Genomic DNA, 16,675 nt, shown 5'->3' on the forward strand with positions numbered 1-16,675 from the left:
CGGCCGCTCGGTCGGCTGTCAGCCGGGGGCGCTTCCCTTGTGCGGACGGTTTCGTTCCGGCCGGGCGGTGGCCGCGCGTCCGCCGCGGCGCACTTCAGGGGGAGGTCGCCTCATGCCTCTCCCGGGCGGGTGCGGGCCGTCCGTGTGGGATTGCGAATGACTGCATGATGAAACGGAGTCTGGGCGTGGCTGGGCCTGCCGGAAAGTGCGTCGCCGTCGCAACCGCCTTTCGCGACAAACTTGTTGGCGCCGACGCTCACGCCACCGTCGTGGGCGGCCTCAGTGGGCGGGCTCGCAAGGGTGTGCCGGAGCCGTCCAGAGGCCTGGCCGTGGATTGCGCGACAGGTGCCCGGACATCACCGGGAAATCGACGGCGACAGCGCCGCGTTGCCGCCGATCAACCCTTCAGGGCTGCCCCCGAGACCCGTAGATTTTTTGCCATGAAGAACACGAACACGCAGGTCAACGCCCCGTCGTCCGCCGTCGCCGCCGCGGGTGGCACGTCCACCGCCGTCACCGAGAACCCCGTGCTGCGGGTACCGCCCGCGTCCCCGGCCGCTGCCGCCGCGTACTTCGGCGCCAGCCTCGCCTTCCACGCGGACGTCTCCGACGTGGCGTCCGCGCTCGCCGCCGACGGCGACCCGGGTTTCGTGGTCGTCGACACCCGGTCCACCGCCTCGTGGGACCAGGGCCACATCCCGGGCGCCCTGCACCTGCCCACCGCCCTGATCCCCGAGCAGGCCGAGGCATTGCTCGACAAGACGGTGCCCGTGGTCGTCTACTGCTGGGGCCCCGGCTGCAACGGCGCGACCCGCGCGGCCCTCGCCCTCGCCCGACTCGGCTTCCAGGTCAAGGAGATGCTGGGCGGCTTCGAGTACTGGGCCCGCGAGGGCTTCGGCTTCGAGACGTGGGAGGGCAGCGAGCGGCGCGACCCCGACGCGCTGACGGCGCCGGTCGACGCGGAGGACTGCGGCTGCTGAGGAGCCGGTCCGCGTGCCGCCCGGGCGTGCGGCCACTCCGGCGCCGCACGCGCGCGGGCGACCCCGATCTCCGGAGCGGACTCCGGGCCGGGGCCGCGCAGCGGATCGCAGGGCGGGGCGGCGTCGCGGCGCCTACAACGCCGACAGTTCGTCCACCAGGTCGTCCAGGCCCAGCGAGCCCTGCGAGAGGGCCGCCATGTGCCAGGCCTTGGAGTCGAACGCGTCGCCGTGCCGGCGCCGCGCGTTCTCCCGGCCGAGCAGCCAGGCGCGCTCGCCCAGCTTGTAGCCGATGGCCTGCCCGGGGATCGTCAGATAGCGCGTCATCTCGCTGGCCACGTAGTCCGTGGGCCTGCTGCAGTGCGCGTCGTAGAACTCCTGGGCCAGGTCGGGCGTCCAGCGCTCGCCCGGGTGGAAGGGCGAGTCCGCCGGGATCTCCAGCTCCAGGTGCATGCCGATGTCGACGATGACCCGCAGGGCGCGCATCATCTGGGCGTCGAGATAGCCGAGCCTGCGCTCCGGATCGGTGAGGAAGCCCAGCTCGTCCATCAGCCGCTCCGCGTACAGCGCCCAGCCCTCGGCGTTGGCGCTGACGATGCCGACGGTCGCCTGGTAGCGGGAGAGGTCCTGCGCGACGTGCGCCCACTGCGCGAGCTGGAGGTGATGGCCCGGCACGCCCTCGTGGTACCAGGTGGAGACCAGGTCGTAGACCGGGAAGCGGGTCTCGCCCATCGTCGGCAGCCAGGTGCGCCCCGGGCGGGAGAAGTCCTCGGAGGGGCCGGTGTAGTAGGGCGCGGCGGCGCCGCCGGGCGGGGCGATGTGGGACTCCACCTTCCGCACCCGCTCGGCGAGCTCGAAGTGGGTGCCGTCCAAGGCGTCGATCGCCTCGTCCATCAGCTTCTGGAGCCAGCCCCGGACCTCGTCGACGCCCTCGATGTGCGCCCCGTGCTCGTCCAGGTGGGCGAGGGCCACCCACGGCGTCGCCGCGCCCGGCAGGATCTTCTCGGCCTCCGTGCGCATCTCGGCGAGCAGCCGGTGGAACTCCGACCAGCCGTACGCGTACGCCTCGTCGAGATCCAGGTCGGCGCCGTTGCACTCGCGGGAGAGGCGGGCATAGCGCTCGCGGCCCACGATGTCGGGGGCGCCCTCGACGGCGGGTGCGTAGACGTCCCGCATCCAGTCGCGCAGGGCGACCACGGAGGCGGTGGCGCCGCGCGCCGCGGTGTCGAGCTCGGCGCGCAGCGCGTCCGGGCCCGCCGCCGCGAAGTCCTCGAACCAGCCGGGCCCGCTCGCCCCGCCGCCCGCCTCGCCCGCCCATTCGGTGAGCTGTCCGATGAAGGTCTCGGTGGGACGCGGCGGGCCGAACAGCTTCCGCTCAAGACCCCGTTCGAGCGACGCGCGGTAGCCCTCCAGCGCGGCGGGCACCGCGCGCAGCCGCTCGGCGATCGCCGCCCAGTCCTCCTCCGTGTCCATCGGCGTCACGGTGAAGATCTCCCGCACCTGGTGCGGCATCGTGTGCAGATTGCCGACGGCGCGCAGCCCCTCGTCGCTCTCGTGCACGGCGAGCTGCGCGGTGAGCCGCTCACGGAGCAGCCGGCCGCAGCGGCGCTCGATCTCGCTGTCCGCACCGGGCGCGCGCTCCGCCTCGGCCAGGCTCGCCAGGGTCGTGCGCGCCAGCTCCGCCACCGCTTCCTGCCCCTCGGGCGAGGTGTCGGGGAGCCTGCTGTTGCTCTCCTCGACACCGAGGAACGTGCCCGTGATGGGGTCGAGGGCGATGAGCGCGTCCACATAGGCGTCGGCGACGTCGCGGGGGAGCTGGCCGGTGTTCGGATGCGGGTTCTTGGTGGCTGACATGCGGACATCCTCGTACGGGCGAGGGGTGCGCGTCACCATGATTCACTAGCCGAATCCTGCGGGCGGTCGCCCGCGGCGTCGGGCGGCAGGAGCGGGCCGCACGCCCACTGCTGGAAGATCAACCGGGTCTCCACGCGCGCCACTTCCCGCCGTGCGGTGAACTCGTCGAGGACCAGGCGCTGCAGATCCGCGGGCCCGGCCACCGCCACGTGCACCAGGAAGTCCTCCGGCCCCGTGAGGTGGAACAGGGACAGGGATTCGGGCAGCGCCCTGACCCGCTCCACGAACGGCACGACGAGGTCCCTGCGGTGCGGCCGGACCTGCACCGAGAGCAGCGCTTCGAGGCCGCGGCCGAGCTTCGCCGGGTCGAGCCGCAGCTGATGTCCGAGAATCACCCCGGAACGCCGCAGCCGCGTCACCCGGTCGAGGCACGTGGACGGTGCGACACCGACCTGCGTCGCGAGATCGCGGTAGGTGGTCCGGGCGTCGTTCTGCAGCAGACGCAATATGTGGAGATCCACCGGGTCCAGTGCGACGGTTTCGGCCATCGGCCGAACGTAGCACGGCGGTTGCCCCCACGGCCCCGGCCGATGTTCAGCCTGTGACCCATGGAAGCGAACACCGGGACCGCACCGCACACGCCCCTCGCCGGCCGCGCGACACCGCCGCGCGCCCTGGCCACCGAAGCCGTGCACGCCGGTCGGGACGACCTGGCCGAACTCGGCCTGCACGCCCCGCCGATCGACCTTTCCACCACCTACCCCTCCCGCGACAGCCGGGCCGAGGCCGCCCGCATCGACGCCTTCGCCGCGGACGGCGTCGTCGACGACGGGCCGCCGGTCTACGGCCGGCTCGGCAACCCCACCGTCGCCCGCTTCGAGACGGCCCTCGCCCGGCTCGAAGGCACCGAGAGCGCGGTCGCGTTCGCCAGCGGCATGGCGGCCCTGACCGCGGTCCTGCTCGTCCGCGGGTCGGCCCGTCTGCGCCATGTCGTGGCGGTGCGGCCGCTGTACGGCTGCAGCGACCATCTGCTCACCGCCGGTCTGGTCGGCACGGAGGTCACCTGGGTGGACCCGGAGGGCATCGCCGACGCCATCCGGCCCGACACCGGCCTGGTGATGGTCGAGTCGCCCGCCAACCCCACCCTCGCCGAGCTCGACCTGGCCGGGATCGCCCGGGTGTGCGGCACGGTGCCGCTGCTCGCCGACAACACCTTCGCGACACCCGTGCTCCAGCGACCCGTCGAGAGCGGCGCCCGCCTGGTGCTGCACAGCGCCACGAAGTACCTGGGCGGACACGGCGACGTGCTCGGCGGAGTGATCGCCTGCGACGAGGAGTTCGCGCGCGGGCTGCGCCAGGTGCGGTTCGCCACCGGCGGGGTGCTCCACCCGCTCGCCGGATACCTGCTGCTGCGCGGCCTGTCCACCCTGCCCGTCCGGGTGCGCGCGGCCTCCGCGACCGCGGCGGAGCTGGCGCGCCGTCTCGCCGCCGACCCGCGCGTGGACCGGGTCCACTACCCGCGCCTGGGCGGCGCCATGGTCGCCTTCGAGGTCCGCGGCGACCCGCACGAGGTGATCGCCGGGGTCCGGCTCGTCACCCCGGCGGTCAGCCTCGGCAGCGTCGATTCGCTCATCCAGCACCCGGCGTCGATCAGCCACCGCGTCGTCGACGCCGCCGACCGTCGCGCGTCCGGCGTCAGCGACCGGCTGCTGCGCATGTCGTGCGGCCTGGAGGACGTCGAGGACCTGTGGCACGACCTGGACCGCGCGCTGGGCCCGGTGCCGGTGCCGGGCGCGGTCAGTGCCCCGCCTGCTGGTGCCGCGCGGCGCCGGGCCGCGGCACCTGGTCGTACGGCAGCCGCGAACCGACCGGCGTCGCGTCCAGGCGGGCGGTGATCACCAGCGTGCCCTCCTCGATCTGGTAGTCGAGCGGCAGGCCGAGCCCGCGCATCGCCGCGACCATGCCGGTGTTGGACGCCTGCGTCACCGCGTACACGCTCTCGCAGCCCGCCTCCACCGCCATGGTCACCAGGCGGCCGAGGAGCAGGCTGCCGATGCCGCGGCGCTGCCAGTCGTCCTCGACGAGCAGCGCGACCTCGGTCTCGTCGCCGTCCCACAGGAGGTGACCGAGGCCGACGACGCGCCCGGACGCGGTGTACACGGCGAGCGTGCGGCCGAACCGGGGGCTGAGCAGGTGGTTGAGGTAGCGGTCGGCGTCGCGCACCGGGCCGTGGTAGCGCTTGGTGAGCGTCGGCTCGGAGCAGCGCTCGTGCATGGCCCTCGCCGCGTCGACGTCGGCCGTGTCGGCCCGCCGCACGGTGATGGAGTTGCCCGCCGGGAGCGTCAGGACGTCCTGGCTGCGCGGGATGCGCGGGCCCAGCCGCGTGTCCAGCTCCACCAGGGCGCGCGCCCTGGCGAACTCGGTGGGCGTGAACGGCAGGTAGGGCCGCTCCACGGTGATGACCTCGCCGTCGGGACCCTTCAGGCGCAGCACGGTGTCTTCGAGTACGCCGTCGACCGGGGCGTCGTTCGGCGGCGTTCCCTGGTCCTCGCGGGCCCCGGCGCGTGCGGGGGCGGGCAGCGAACGGATCGTGCAGCGGCCGAGGAGGTGGCGCAGCGCCAGCGGGAGTTCGGCGGCGTCGAGGGCGGTGCGGGTGGCCAGGCCCAGGATGCGGGTGGGGGCGTCCACCAGGTCGTGGGCGTCGGCCCGCTCGATCCAGGTGCCGGAGCCGCCCGCACCGGCCACGCACCGGGTGATCTCGGCGGCGCCCAGCGCCTCGGGCACGCGCAGCAGGAACTCGTCGACGGTGCCCTCGGCCAGCGGGTGCGCCTGGAGGCTGAGGATGTCCACACGGCGCTCGGCGAGCGTCACGCACAGCGCCGCGAGCGAGCCCGGCTCGTCCCGCACCGTCGTGCGCATCCGCCACAGCGCCGTCGCGCCGGGCGCCGCGCCCGTCGTGGAGCCTTCGGTGGTGGGCCCGGCCTGCTCCGCGTCCGCGGGCGGCCGGGCGCCGGTATCGGGCGCTGTCGGCGGGGCGTGGTTGTGGCGCCGTGCCCACCAGGTGTGGAAGCCGACGGTGGCCAGCAGCACCACCGCCGACACCACGAGGAGCTCGGGCCCCTCGGGGCCGTGCCCCACCATGTTCGCCACGGCGTCGGCCACCGCGACGGCGGTGAACAGGGCCGCCAGCTCGACCACGTCGCGCCGCCAGTGGTGCACGGGGCGACCGTGCTTGGTCCGTGTCACGTCAGACATCTCTGCTCTCATACGGCCACTGTGCTGGACCGGTGTTGCCTGATCACGAACGTCTTGTGACTGATGGGTTAAGAGGCATCTGCCCCTTTGCGGGCAGTTTGCCCGAGCTACTGGCCGATCCGGCCCGGCTGCAGGACCTGGGTGAACAGGACGCCGCCGCCCTCCTGCCGCAGCCGCACCGTCAGCTCGCCGCTGCCGCCGTCGATGTCGACCTCGCCGAAGTACTGCGGGGTCTCGGCCGGTGAGGTGTTCGCGCGGCCCGGCGCCTTGATGAACGTCTGCTCGGGCCCGAACGTCCCGTCGAGCTTCGCCGCCGGGAAGCCGCCGGCCGCCAGTGGCCCGGAGACGAACTCCCAGAACGGCGCGAAGTCCTTGAACGCCGCGCGCGAGGGGTCGTAGTGCTGCGCCGAGGTGTAGTGCACGTCGGCGGTCAGCCACAGCGTGCCGGTGATCCGGTCGTGCTTGATGTGCCGCAGGAGCTCGGCGATCTGCAGCTCGCGGCCCAGCGGGGCCCCGGGGTCGCCCTGCGCCACCGCCTCGAAGTTGGTGGCGCCGTCGGCCACGACGAGACCCAGCGGCATGTCGGACGCGATGACCTTCCACACCGCCCGGGAGCGGGACAGCTCGCGCTTGAGCCAGGCCAGCTGCCGGGCGCCGAGGATGCCGGTGGCGTCGTCGGGCTGGCGGCCCGGCGAGTTGGCGTTGCGGTACGAGCGCATGTCGAGGACGAACACGTCCAGGAGCGGCCCGTGCCGCAGGACCCGGTACACCCGGCCGTCCTCGTCGCCCGGCGGCAGCGTGGACACCGGGAAGTACTCGCTGAACGCCCGCAGCGAGCGGCCCGCGAGGACGTCGACGTTCTTCTCCGTGTAGCGCGCGTCGGTCAGGATCTGCCCCGGGTACCAGTTGTTGCGCACCTCGTGGTCGTCCCACTGGACGATGGACGGCACCTGGGCGTTGAACCGTCTGAGGTTGTCGTCGAGCAGGTTGTAGCGGAACGCGCCGCGGAACTCCGCGAGGGACTCGGCGACCTTCGACTTCTCCTCGGTGGTGACATTGCGCCACACCGAGCCGTCGGGCAGCGTCACGCTGGGCAGGATGGGCCCGTCGGCGTAGATGTTGTCGCCGCTGCACAGGAAGAAGTCGGGGTTCCTGCGCCGCATCTCCTCGAAGATCCGGTAGCCCCCGCGGTCGGGGTTGATGCCCCAGCCCTGCCCCGCGATGTCGCCCGACCACAGGAACCGCACGTCCTCCTTGCGGCCCTTCGGCGTCGTCCGGAAGGTGCCGGAGACCGGCTTGCCGGTGCGGCGCGGATCGTCCGGGTCGGCGAGCAGCACCCGGTAGTGGATCTGCTCGCCCGCGGGCAGGCCGTGCAGCCGCGTCGTGCCGGTGAAGTCCGTGCCGGGGCCGAGCAGCGGGCCGCGCCACCGCCGGGCGTTCCGGAACGACTCGGTCGCGGACGTCTCGACGATCATCCGGGCCGGTCGGTCGGAGCGGACCCAGACCAGCCCCGCGTGGGCGCTCACGTCGCCTGCCTGCACGCCCCACGAGGCCTGGGGGCGTCCCGGGAGCGCGAGCGCGGGAGCCGTGCCGGCCAGTGCGGGCACGGCGAGCGCCGCGGGCACGGCGAGCGACCCGCGCAGGACGCTGCGGCGACGGGGGGACGGGCTCGGCTGACGTTGCGACATGAATGCGCCTCCAGGTGACGGGTGCGACCAGTGTGCGCGGGCCCGGCGGGTACCGCGCCACAGCGTCCACACGAAGCACAAGTGAACAACTCCCCACGGTCCGGGGGGAACCGCCGCGCGGGCATCTGCCCGTAACCGGTGCGGCACGGGACGGTCCTGGGTCCGAGGTCGTACGTCCGCCGCCCGGACACCCGGGGCCTTCGACCGATGACCGCGAGATCTCCGGCTGCCTAGGCTCGGGGCCCGGGCACGCGCAGGGCGTGCCCCTTCGAAGGGGGAGTCCCGTGCCGGTCAGCGGCCAGAGCCACATCCGCATCGCCCGTCCGTCCCGCGACCTGGCGGCCGCCGAGCGGTTCTGGGTCGACGGACTCGGGCTGAGCGTGGTGTACCGGGCGCGGAGCGGGGGAGTCCCCGGCGAGCACGACCTGCTCATGATGGGCTGGCCCGACGCGTCCTGGCACCTCGAACTCGTCCACGAACCGGACGCCCCCGTACGGCCGACCCCCACGGAGGAGGACCTGCTCGTCGTCTACGTGGACGGCGAGGTGCCCGAGGAACTGGTGGCGCGGCTCCAGGCCCGGGGCGGCAGGCGGGTGCTCTCGCCCAACCCGTACTGGAACGAGTGGGGCGTGACCGTCGAGGACCCGGACGGCTACCGGCTCGTGCTGTCCACGCGCGCGTGGTCCAACTCCTGAACGGCGTCGGCCAGGATGCGCACCCCTTCGGCGATCCGGGCCGGTGACAGGTGCGCGTAGCCGAGGACCAGGTGCACCTCGTCCTCGGCCGAGCCCGTCGCAGGGGCTCCGCAGCGCCCGGTGTCGTCCGGTGCTCCGGGCGCGGGCACCCGGTGGTCGGTCAGGGGTCGGACCGCGACACCGGCCGCCGCGGCCCGCGCAAGGAAGGTCGCCTGCGGACCCCAGCGGGCGGGCAGGCCCGCGATGACGTGCAGGCCCGCCGCGATCCCGGAGACCCGGACGCCCGGGAAGCGCTCGTGCAGGGCGGCCACCAGGGTGTCCCGTCGCTCGCGGTAGGCGCGCTGGCAGCGCCGCAACTGCCGGTCGTAGTCGCCCCGTTCCACGAAGTGGGCGAGGAGCTCCTGGTCCAGGGCGGGATTGCCCAGGTCCATCACCCGCTTGCGCTCGACGACCTCCTCGGTGAGCCCGTCCGGCACCAGCAGCCAGCCGAGCCGGAGCCCCGGAGCCAGCGACTTGCTCACCGAACCGGTGTACGCCACCCGCTCGGGGTCGAGTCCCTGCAGGGCACCGACCGGGGCGCGGTCGTAGCGGAAGTCGCCGTCGTAGTCGTCCTCGACGACCAGGCCGTCCACGGCCCGCGCCCAGTCGAGGAGTTCGGCGCGCCGCCGTGCCGAGTAGGCGATGCCCGTGGGGAACTGGTGGGCGGGCGTGGTGACGACGGCCCGCACCCGGCGCTCCCGGAGGGCGCCGACGTCCACGCCCTGGTCGTCCACCGGGATGCCCGTCGGCGTGATCCCGGCGGCGGCCAGCAGCGCGCCGTGCTCGGGACTTCCCGGGTCCTCGACCCCCACCGCCGTGTGCCCCCGCGCCCGGAGCACCAGCGCCAGCAGGGTCGTGGCCTGGGCCACCCCGGAACAGACGATCACCCGCTCCGGCTCTGCGACCACGCCCCGGCGCCGCGAAAGGAGTTCGGCGAGGACGGTACGCAGGCGCGGCAGGCCGCGCGGGTCCGGGTAGCCCAGCATGGGGTGCGGCAGCTCGGCGAGGACCTGGCGGTGGGCGGCGGCCCACGCGGAGCGGGGGAACAGCGACAGATCGGGGACGCCGGGAAGGAAGTCCACGCGCGCGTGGCCGCCGCGCGGGGCGCGGTCGCGCACGGCGGGCGCCGCGGCCCGCGCCGCGTCCCCCACCCACGTCCCCGAGCCGCGCCCGCTGCGCAGATAGCCCTCGGCCGTCAACTGCTCGTACACCTCGGTGACCAGGCCGCGGGAGACGCCCAGGTCGGCGGCGAGCTCACGGCTGGAGGGCAGCCGGGTGCCCGCCGTGAGCCGTCCCGACCTGACGGCCTCGCGCAGGGCGGCCGCCAGGCTGCGGCCCCGGCTGCGCGCGGGGGCGGACGCGGCGGGCAGCAGCAGTTCCCAGGCGGCACTCCACGGGGGTCTGGCGCCGTCGGGGCCGTGTGCGGTCAGCGCGATGCACCTCGTCGAAAGAGCGGCCGATAGACGTCGATAGAGCAACTGATGTGGGACGAAGGGTATGTCCGGTGGAGGCAGGGGGGCGGTGTGGCGGAAGGCGACCGCCAGGGGGATCGTAGGCGCTCCTCGAAAGTGGTCCCCGAAACAGCGGGAGAAGTGGACCTCCAGCGGGACCGGTCCGCTTCCTAACGTCGGGGCATGAACGCGAACTCCTCACGCGGCGCCCTCTTCGCGGGCCTCGCCTGCCTCCTCGTCGGGGGCTCCTTCACCGCCAACAGCCTGTTGGGCGACTACCCGTACGCGGGCGGCCAGTTCCTCCGCTACGGCCTGGCCTGTCTGCTCCTCCTGCTGTGGCTCGGCAAGGGCTCCACCGCTGCGCTGCGCGGTCTCCAGGGCCGTCAGTGGGCGCGGCTCGCCCTCCTCGCGGCCGTGGGGATGGTCGGCTTCAACCTGGCGATCCTCGCCGCGGAACAGTCGGCGGAACCTGCCGTACCGGGTGTCTTCGTAGGGTGCGCCCCGGTCGTCGTCGCTCTTCTGGTGCCGCTGCTGGAACGCCGTGGGCCGCGGCGGGCGGTGCTGCCCGGCGCGCTGCTCGTGGCCGTGGGCGCGTTCGTCGTGCAGGGCTGGGGCCGCACGGACGGGCCCGGCCTGCTGTTCTCGGTGGGCGCGCTCGCCGGTGAGGTGGGCTTCGCGGTGCTCGCCGTGCCCGTGCTGCGTCTCCTCGGCCCACGGCTGCTCGCGGCGACCGTGTGCGGCATCGCCGCCGTCGAGTCGGCCGCGCTGGGGTTGCTGGTCGACGGCGGCGGCTTCGTGCGCCGGCCCGATCACACCGAAGCGGCCGCCCTGCTGTGGCAGGCGGCGGTCGTCACCGTCGTCGGGTTCGTGCTCTGGTACACGGGTCTGCAACGCATCGGCGCCGAGCGGGCCACCCTCTTCTCCGGGCTCATCCCCGTCGCGGCGGCCTGCACGGCCCCGCTGGTGGGAACGGGCACCTACGGTGTGCCCCAGGCGGTCGGGAGCGCGCTGGTCGGCGCCGGGGTGGCCCTGGGGTCGGGTGTGCTCGCCCGGCGGCGCTCCTCAGCGGCGGCAGGTGTCGAGGATGACGCGGGAGACCAGGGCCGGATCGTCGTTCATCGGGACGTGCCCGCAGCCGGGGAGCCGGATGAGCCGCGCGCCGGGCAGGGTGTGCTTGGCGCGTATCCCCTGACGGCGCAGGAGCAGCCGGTCGTGCGTGCCCCAGGCGACGGTCACGGGGAGGTCCGGCACGTCGTCCTTGAAGAGGACGTCGCGTCCGGCGGCCAGCGTCTCGCCGAACCCGGTGGCATCGCGCAGCGCCAGCGTCTCGGCGACGACGGCCTCCGGTGAACGGCGCCAGGGGCGGTGGTAGATGGTGCTGGTGAGCGCGGTCCTGCCGACCGCGCTGCCGGACAGCCGCTCGATCGCCGACAGGGGCAGTACCCGCGCGCCCTGCCGCATCGCGAGCAGTGTGGAGAACGCGTACCGGCGCTCGGCCGGGGTCCAGAAACCCGCGGGGGAGAGCGCGGTGACGGAGCGCACCAGCTTCTCCCGGCCCAGTTCGAGGGCGAGCAGCCCGCCCAGGGAGTTGCCCGCCACGTGCGGGCGGTCGATCCCCAGGGCCTCGCACAGGGCGCCGAGCGCGGGCACGACGGTGCCGAGGCCGTACGCCAGCCCCTCCGGCAGCGCGGGGGACCGTCCGAAGCCGGGCAGGTCCACCGCGATCACATCGTGCTCCGCGGCCAGGATCTCGAACACCGGGTCCCAGGCCTGCCGGTGGTGCCCGATGCCGTGGAGCAGCAGCAACGGCTCGCCCGCGCCCGCCCGTTCGTAGGAGATCGTCACCTCGCGCGGGCCGCCGTTCGACGCGACACCGAAGGTCACCTGTGCGGCCATGACTGCTCCTGTCCCCGCCGCCGGACGACGGCTGCTCAATGCGTTAGACACGTTGTCAGCAACAATTACCGCTCAGTAGGCTCCAGTTGCAAGGGCTCCGTCGCAAGAGGACGGTCCCTCGGGGCGTGGTGTGAGCCCGCGCCGCGCCTTCGCGCGGGTCGCTCCTCGCGCCGAACGTCCGGCAGGGACTTCCGGGCCTTGCGGGTCTTCCGGGCCTGGCGGGCCTGGCGGGCCTTCCGGCTGGACGTCGCCGACGGGCGCGTGCGGAGCGTCCGTGTCGTCCGTGTCGTCCGCAATCCGGACAAGCTCACGGCAGTCGCCCGCTGAAACGTCCGTCCCGGACTACCTCCGACAGGGCATCCGCCCAGGACAGAGCCCCCGACCCGCGGGTCGGGGGCTCTGTCGTGCGATCTTTGTCGGCCGTTCACTCCGGCATGGCCGGTTACGCCCGCTTGGCCCCGCGCGAACTCCGCATGAATGCTCTGTGGCATCGCCCCTGTGCAGGCTGTAACGGATCGAGGATTGGTCTTGACCAAGGTGGGGTGCGGCTCTATGGTCGCAGGGATAGTGCAGGAACCTTTAATAAACAAGGGCGCTAAAACGCCGCCGGTAAACGGCGATTGCGGAGGACAGGGTGGGGACCACGCAGCTCGAAACGGTGCCGGAGCCGAAGTACTGGCACCTGAAAACGGTGCTCAGTGAGGCGCTCGACTCCGAGTTCGCCGTAGGGGAGATCCTGCCGAACGAGCGCGATCTCGCCGCCCGGTTCGGTGTGGCCCGCGCCACGCTCCGGCAGGCACTGGAGCAGCTCGAACTGGAAGGCAGGCTGCAGCGCCGCCGCGGAGTGGGCACCACGGTCGCCCCGCCGCGCATGGGCGTGGCCGTCGGCGCTGCGCAGGGCACCTGGCCCGGCGCCGTCGACGACGCCTGGCAGCCCGCGGACTGCGCCCCGGCGCTCCCGCCGGCCCAGGTGGCGCGCATGCTGAGCACCAGCGCGGACGAGCAGGTGCACGTCGTGCGCCGCACCCGCGTCTCGCACGGACAGCCGGTGGCCGCCGAGCTGATGTACGTCCCCATGTCGTCGGTCGGCGAACTGACCGGCATGGACGCCCCGTCCGGAGCGGCACGCGCGCGTGTGGTCCTCGACGAGCTGGCCCGGCTCGGGCAGGAGGGCCAGGACCGGGCGGTGGAGCTCGGCTCCGCCCGCGCCGACGACGCCCGGGCACTCGACCGCCTTCCCGGCGCGCCCGTCCTCGTCGTGACGACCCGCTTCTTCGCCGAAGGGCGCACGGCCGCGGTGTCGGTCGCCACCTACCGCGCGGACACCTGCCGGCTCACCTTCGGCGACACCGGCGGCGTGGAGATCCACCACGACTCCGAGGAGCGGCGCGCCTCCTAGGGCTCCTAGGGGTGTGTCTCCGCGATCTCCGTGGACCCGCAGAGACGCCTCCCAGGGCCTGTCGCGGAGGTCCGCGCCACCACGCTCCCAGCCGCCCGGCACCCCAGGTGCCGGGCGTCGGCGCGTCCGGGTCCCGCGGCCCAGGGCGTATCCCCGGGGCGGCGGGCGCGTCACCGCCGGGCGGTGACCGTCCCCTCGACGGCGAACAGTTGCTCCTCGACGTGGTCGAGCGCCAGACGCAGCGCTCCCGTCGACACCGCCGCCTCGCCGAGCAGGGACAGCGCCACCCGCGGCGGCCGCAGACAGTACCGCGCCAGCTCCCTGTGCAGCGGTTCCAGGACGCCGTCCAGGCCCGCCGCCCAGCCGCCCACGACGACCAGCTCCGGGTCGAGGGCGAGGACCAGCGCGGCCACGTCGTGCACCAGCCGCTGGATGAAGCGCTCCACGGCCGCCTGCGCCCGCTCGTCGCCCTCGCGCGCGTGGGCGAACACCTCGGCCACGGCCTGCTCGTCCAGGGGGTGCAGCGGCTCGTCCGTGGTGGACAGCAGCGTCTCCGGAGTGACCTCGCGGCCCAGCAGGTGCAGCGCGCCGATCTCGCCCGCCGCGCCGCCGTACCCGCGGTGCAGCCGCCCGCCGATGAGCGACCCGGCCCCCGGGCTCAGCCCCGCGAGGACGAACACCACGTCGTCGATGCCGCTGGCCGCGCCCTTCCAGTGCTCGGCGACGGCCGCCGCGTTGGCGTCGTTCTCCACCAGGACCGGGCACTTGAACGACCGGCGCAGCCGCTCGCCCAGCTGCAGTCCCGTCCACTCGGGCAGCGCCGTGCTCAGCCGCACCGTGCCGTCCGCCTCCAGGATGCCGGGGCTGCCCACGCCGACGGCGCGCAGCGAACTCCGGGCGATTCCGGCGCGGCGCAGCAGATCGGCGACGACCGTGCGCAGGCGCTCCAGCCGGTCGTCCGCGGACGCCTCCTCCGAGACGCCCTTCGACGCCGTGCCGAGCACCTTGCCGTCCAGGTCCGAGAGCGCGGCCGCCACCCGGTGCGGGCCGATCTCCAGGCCGAGCAGATGCCCCGCCTCGGCCCGGAAGCGGAACTTCCGCGCGGGCCGTCCCTGGCGCCGGGCGCCGCTGTCCTCGGCCGCGGACTCCACCACGAGCCCGGCCTCGATGAGCCCCTCGACGACCCCCTCGACAGTGGGCCGGGAGAGTCCGGTCACGCGGGTGATCTCCGTGAGCGTCGCCAAGTCCGCGGCGCGCAGCGCGTGCAGCACCACCGCGGAGTTGATCCGCCGCAACAAAGAGGGGTCCCCGCCGGTCAGCCGCCCCAACGTCCGTCCTTCCAGCTCGTGCGCATGATGGCCGGATCGTACTCGCAGGGCGGGGCCGCGGCGAGTGCCGGGCCCGTCATCACCCCGGGTTCGCCGCTCATCCGGGAGAGACGAAGCCGGACTCGTACGCCGCGATGACCGCCTGCGTCCTGTCCCGCGCGCCCAGCTTGGCGAGGACGGCGCTGACGTGCGACTTCACCGTCTCCGTGCCGACCACGAGACGGGCGGCGATCTCCGCGTTCGACAGGCCCGCCGCCATCAGCCGCAGCACCTCCGCCTCACGCTCGGTCAGCGCCGCCCTGTCGAGCGCGGCGCGCGCCCGCGGATTGCCGCGCTCGGCACCGTACTCACCGGCCAGCTGCCGCACCGCGGCGGGAAAGAGCAGCGACTCGCCCTCGGCGACCAGCCGCACGGCGTTCACGATCTCCGCGGGCCTGGCCCGCTTCAGCAGGAACCCGTCCGCCCCGGCGCGCAGCGCCTCGTACACGTACTCGTCGTTCTCGAAGGTCGTCACCACGAGGATCTTCGGCGGATCCTGCACGGAACGCAGCAGGGCGCGGGTCGCCTCGATGCCGTCGAGCAGCGGCATGCGGACATCCATGGCGACCACGTCGGGCCGCAGTTCCCGCACGAGCGGGATGACGGCCGCGCCGTCGGCCGCCTCGCCCACCACCCGAAGGTCGGGCTGGGCCTCCAGGACGGCGCGCAGCCCCGCCCGGACCAGGGGTTCGTCGTCGACCAGGAGCACTGTGACCGGCATCCGGCCAGCGTAGATCACGCGAGCGGCAGCTCGACGTGCACCTGCCATTCGCCGTCGTGCGGGCCCGTGGTGGCGCGTCCGCCGAGCAGGGTGGCCCGTTCCCTGATGCCGCGCAGCCCGCTGCCGCCCCGCCCGGTGGCGCCCGCCGGCGCCTGCGGCAGCGCGTTGCGCACGCTCATCAGGAGGCGGGCGTCGTCGACGGCTATGCGCAGCCGCACCGGCACCGGGCCCGAGTGGCGCAGCACGTTCGTCAGGGCCTCCTGGAGCATGCGGTAGCCCTCGCGGGAGACCGCGCCGGGGACCCGTTCGACCGGGCCCGTCACCTCCACGTCGACCTTCGCGCCCGAGGCGCGCGCGGAGTCGAGGAGACGCTCGGTGTCCGCGAGCGTGGGCCGGCCGCTCGCCGGCTGCCCGTCCTCGCGCAGCACGCGCAGCACCCGCTCCAGATCCTCCAGCGCCTCCCGGCCCGTCTCCTCGATCGCCTCCAGGGCGCGGTCGGTGAAACCGGGGTCGGCGGCGGCGCGGGCGGCACCGGCCTGGACGACCGCGACGGTCAGCGCGTGACCGATCGAGTCGTGCAGCTCCCGGGCGATGCGGTTGCGTTCGAGGAGCTGCTCGGTGCGCTCCTCGAGGACGGCGAGCCGCTCGGCGGGGGAGGGGCCGAGGAAGCGGCGGGCCGCGGCGGTCATCAGGTGCCCGGCGCCGACGACCACCGCGAACTCCGCCAGGACCAGGACGACGCTCAGCGGCACGGCGAACACATCGGCCGACGGCACGGGCAGGACGAGCCCGTCGCTCCCCGGAGGTTCGTCGGTCGCCCCCAGCAACAGGAACACCATGCCGATGAGTTGCCCGGTCGCCAGCACCAAGGCGCAGCCGATCTCCAACCGGAGCACGAGCCACAGCGCCGTCCTGCCCCGGTCACGCCACGAGGCCGACGGCGCCACGGAGATCACCGCGTGCTCCTCGGCACCCTCCCCGCGCGCGTGGGCGCCGGGAAACAGCATCATCCGGGCCTGCAGCCCCTCGGCCCTGCGCAGCGCGGGCACCACCAGGGCGGCCGTCGTCAACAGCGGGACCGGGATGACCAGCACGAGGAGCCAGTCGGTGCGCGTCGGATCGGAGAGACCCGGATAGACGGCGGCGCAGACCCAGGCGACTCCGGAGCCCAGGAGCGCGTGCAGGCACCGCGTGTAGGTGACCGCACGCGTGAGGGGGCTCAGGAAGTCGGGCATGCCGCTCATCCTGTCAGGCCCGACGGCGCGCACGGCTCCCCCGTGAGGGGGAGAGGATCTCCCCGGGCGGGGGAAGACCGGGACTGCCCCCGGCGGTG

Annotated in this window: 14 protein-coding genes and 1 pseudogene; 6 read left to right on the forward strand and 9 right to left on the reverse strand. The window is 74.0% G+C overall.

Translation table 11 applies throughout. From position 1 onward, the window contains the following. Positions 1-440: 440 nt before the first annotated feature. Positions 441-980 (forward strand): rhodanese-like domain-containing protein, encoded by a 540-nt coding sequence (locus ACFYXE_RS28715; protein ID WP_389317166.1) that lies wholly within the window; start codon positions 441-443, stop codon positions 978-980. 132 nt (positions 981-1,112) lie between these two features. On the opposite strand, the gene ACFYXE_RS28720 is transcribed toward ACFYXE_RS28715, so the two are convergent. Further along, a complete protein-coding gene (locus ACFYXE_RS28720) occupies positions 1,113-2,831 on the reverse strand; it encodes a DUF885 domain-containing protein (protein ID WP_389317169.1) in 1,719 nt (572 codons plus the stop codon). Between the two features lie 32 nt (positions 2,832-2,863). Further along, complete coding sequence (locus ACFYXE_RS28725) at positions 2,864-3,379, reverse strand: Lrp/AsnC family transcriptional regulator (protein ID WP_389317172.1); 516 nt, start codon at positions 3,377-3,379, stop codon at positions 2,864-2,866. Positions 3,380-3,439: 60 nt separating this feature from the next. Here ACFYXE_RS28725 and ACFYXE_RS28730 point away from each other — a divergent pair, with 60 nt between their 5' ends. Beyond that, positions 3,440-4,726 (forward strand): trans-sulfuration enzyme family protein, encoded by a 1,287-nt coding sequence (locus tag ACFYXE_RS28730; RefSeq protein ID WP_389317175.1) that lies wholly within the window; start codon positions 3,440-3,442, stop codon positions 4,724-4,726. Here the strand turns inward: ACFYXE_RS28730 and ACFYXE_RS28735 are convergent. Together ACFYXE_RS28735 and ACFYXE_RS28740 are read right to left on the reverse strand one after the other, a co-directional pair. After that, a complete protein-coding gene (locus tag ACFYXE_RS28735) occupies positions 4,629-6,086 on the reverse strand; it encodes a GNAT family N-acetyltransferase (protein ID WP_389317178.1) in 1,458 nt (485 codons plus the stop codon). The genes ACFYXE_RS28730 and ACFYXE_RS28735 overlap by 98 nt on opposite strands. Positions 6,087-6,193: 107 nt before the next feature. Then, on the reverse strand, positions 6,194-7,774 hold the full coding sequence (locus ACFYXE_RS28740; protein WP_389317181.1) for an alkaline phosphatase D family protein: 1,581 nt from the start codon (positions 7,772-7,774) through the stop codon (positions 6,194-6,196). A 284-nt stretch (positions 7,775-8,058) separates the two neighbouring features. Here ACFYXE_RS28740 and ACFYXE_RS28745 point away from each other — a divergent pair, with 284 nt between their 5' ends. Further along, complete coding sequence (locus ACFYXE_RS28745; protein ID WP_389317184.1) at positions 8,059-8,469, forward strand: VOC family protein; 411 nt, start codon at positions 8,059-8,061, stop codon at positions 8,467-8,469. Here the strand turns inward: ACFYXE_RS28745 and ACFYXE_RS28750 are convergent. After that, positions 8,427-9,944 (reverse strand): PLP-dependent aminotransferase family protein, encoded by a 1,518-nt coding sequence (locus tag ACFYXE_RS28750; protein WP_389317610.1) that lies wholly within the window; start codon positions 9,942-9,944, stop codon positions 8,427-8,429. The two genes, ACFYXE_RS28745 and ACFYXE_RS28750, sit on opposite strands and share 43 nt — an antisense overlap. A 198-nt stretch (positions 9,945-10,142) precedes the next feature. On the opposite strand from ACFYXE_RS28750, the pseudogene ACFYXE_RS28755 reads away from it, so the two are divergent. After that, positions 10,143-10,979, forward strand: a pseudogene (locus ACFYXE_RS28755) (EamA family transporter); the annotation flags it as partial. A 42-nt stretch (positions 10,980-11,021) separates the two neighbouring features. On the opposite strand, the gene ACFYXE_RS28760 reads toward ACFYXE_RS28755, so the two are convergent. Next, positions 11,022-11,855 (reverse strand): alpha/beta fold hydrolase, encoded by an 834-nt coding sequence (locus tag ACFYXE_RS28760; protein ID WP_389317187.1) that lies wholly within the window; start codon positions 11,853-11,855, stop codon positions 11,022-11,024. A 198-nt stretch (positions 11,856-12,053) separates the two neighbouring features. Here ACFYXE_RS28760 and ACFYXE_RS28765 point away from each other — a divergent pair, with 198 nt between their 5' ends. Both ACFYXE_RS28765 and ACFYXE_RS28770 read left to right on the forward strand, forming a co-directional pair. Continuing rightward, a complete protein-coding gene (locus ACFYXE_RS28765) occupies positions 12,054-12,182 on the forward strand; it encodes a hypothetical protein (protein WP_389317190.1) in 129 nt (42 codons plus the stop codon). Between the two features lie 307 nt (positions 12,183-12,489). Then, positions 12,490-13,254, forward strand: coding sequence for a GntR family transcriptional regulator (locus ACFYXE_RS28770; protein WP_389317193.1), 765 nt, complete (start codon positions 12,490-12,492; stop codon positions 13,252-13,254). Between the two features lie 170 nt (positions 13,255-13,424). Here the strand turns inward: ACFYXE_RS28770 and ACFYXE_RS28775 are convergent, their stop codons facing one another. The 3 genes from ACFYXE_RS28775 to ACFYXE_RS28785 all read right to left on the reverse strand — a co-directional run bounded on the left by ACFYXE_RS28775 (position 13,425) and on the right by ACFYXE_RS28785 (position 16,577). Beyond that, positions 13,425-14,582: an ROK family transcriptional regulator gene (locus tag ACFYXE_RS28775; RefSeq protein WP_389317197.1), complete on the reverse strand. Its 1,158-nt coding sequence runs from the start codon at positions 14,580-14,582 to the stop codon at positions 13,425-13,427. A gap of 97 nt (positions 14,583-14,679) precedes the next feature. After that, positions 14,680-15,342, reverse strand: a complete 663-nt coding sequence (locus ACFYXE_RS28780; RefSeq protein ID WP_389317200.1) for a response regulator — start codon at positions 15,340-15,342, stop codon at positions 14,680-14,682. A gap of 14 nt (positions 15,343-15,356) precedes the next feature. Further along, entirely contained in the window at positions 15,357-16,577 is a 1,221-nt protein-coding gene (locus ACFYXE_RS28785; RefSeq protein ID WP_389317203.1) for a histidine kinase, read from the reverse strand. Positions 16,578-16,675 lie beyond the last annotated feature (98 nt).

The organism is Streptomyces sp. NPDC002564, assembly GCF_042889645.1.
Taxonomy (GTDB): domain Bacteria; phylum Actinomycetota; class Actinomycetes; order Streptomycetales; family Streptomycetaceae; genus Streptomyces.

Excerpts from the sequence above, each read along its gene's own strand:
- ACFYXE_RS28715 (WP_389317166.1), top strand. The coding sequence starts at position 441 with ATGAAGAACACGAACACGCAGGTCAACGCCCCGTCGTCCGCCGTCGCC.
- ACFYXE_RS28785 (WP_389317203.1), bottom strand. The coding sequence starts at position 16,577 with ATGCCCGACTTCCTGAGCCCCCTCACGCGTGCGGTCACCTACACGCGG.
- ACFYXE_RS28725 (WP_389317172.1), bottom strand. The coding sequence starts at position 3,379 with ATGGCCGAAACCGTCGCACTGGACCCGGTGGATCTCCACATATTGCGT.
- ACFYXE_RS28735 (WP_389317178.1), bottom strand. The coding sequence starts at position 6,086 with ATGTCTGACGTGACACGGACCAAGCACGGTCGCCCCGTGCACCACTGG.
- ACFYXE_RS28740 (WP_389317181.1), bottom strand. The coding sequence starts at position 7,774 with ATGTCGCAACGTCAGCCGAGCCCGTCCCCCCGTCGCCGCAGCGTCCTG.
- ACFYXE_RS28720 (WP_389317169.1), bottom strand. The coding sequence starts at position 2,831 with ATGTCAGCCACCAAGAACCCGCATCCGAACACCGGCCAGCTCCCCCGC.
- ACFYXE_RS28730 (WP_389317175.1), top strand. The coding sequence starts at position 3,440 with ATGGAAGCGAACACCGGGACCGCACCGCACACGCCCCTCGCCGGCCGC.
- ACFYXE_RS28760 (WP_389317187.1), bottom strand. The coding sequence starts at position 11,855 with ATGGCCGCACAGGTGACCTTCGGTGTCGCGTCGAACGGCGGCCCGCGC.
- ACFYXE_RS28780 (WP_389317200.1), bottom strand. The coding sequence starts at position 15,342 with ATGCCGGTCACAGTGCTCCTGGTCGACGACGAACCCCTGGTCCGGGCG.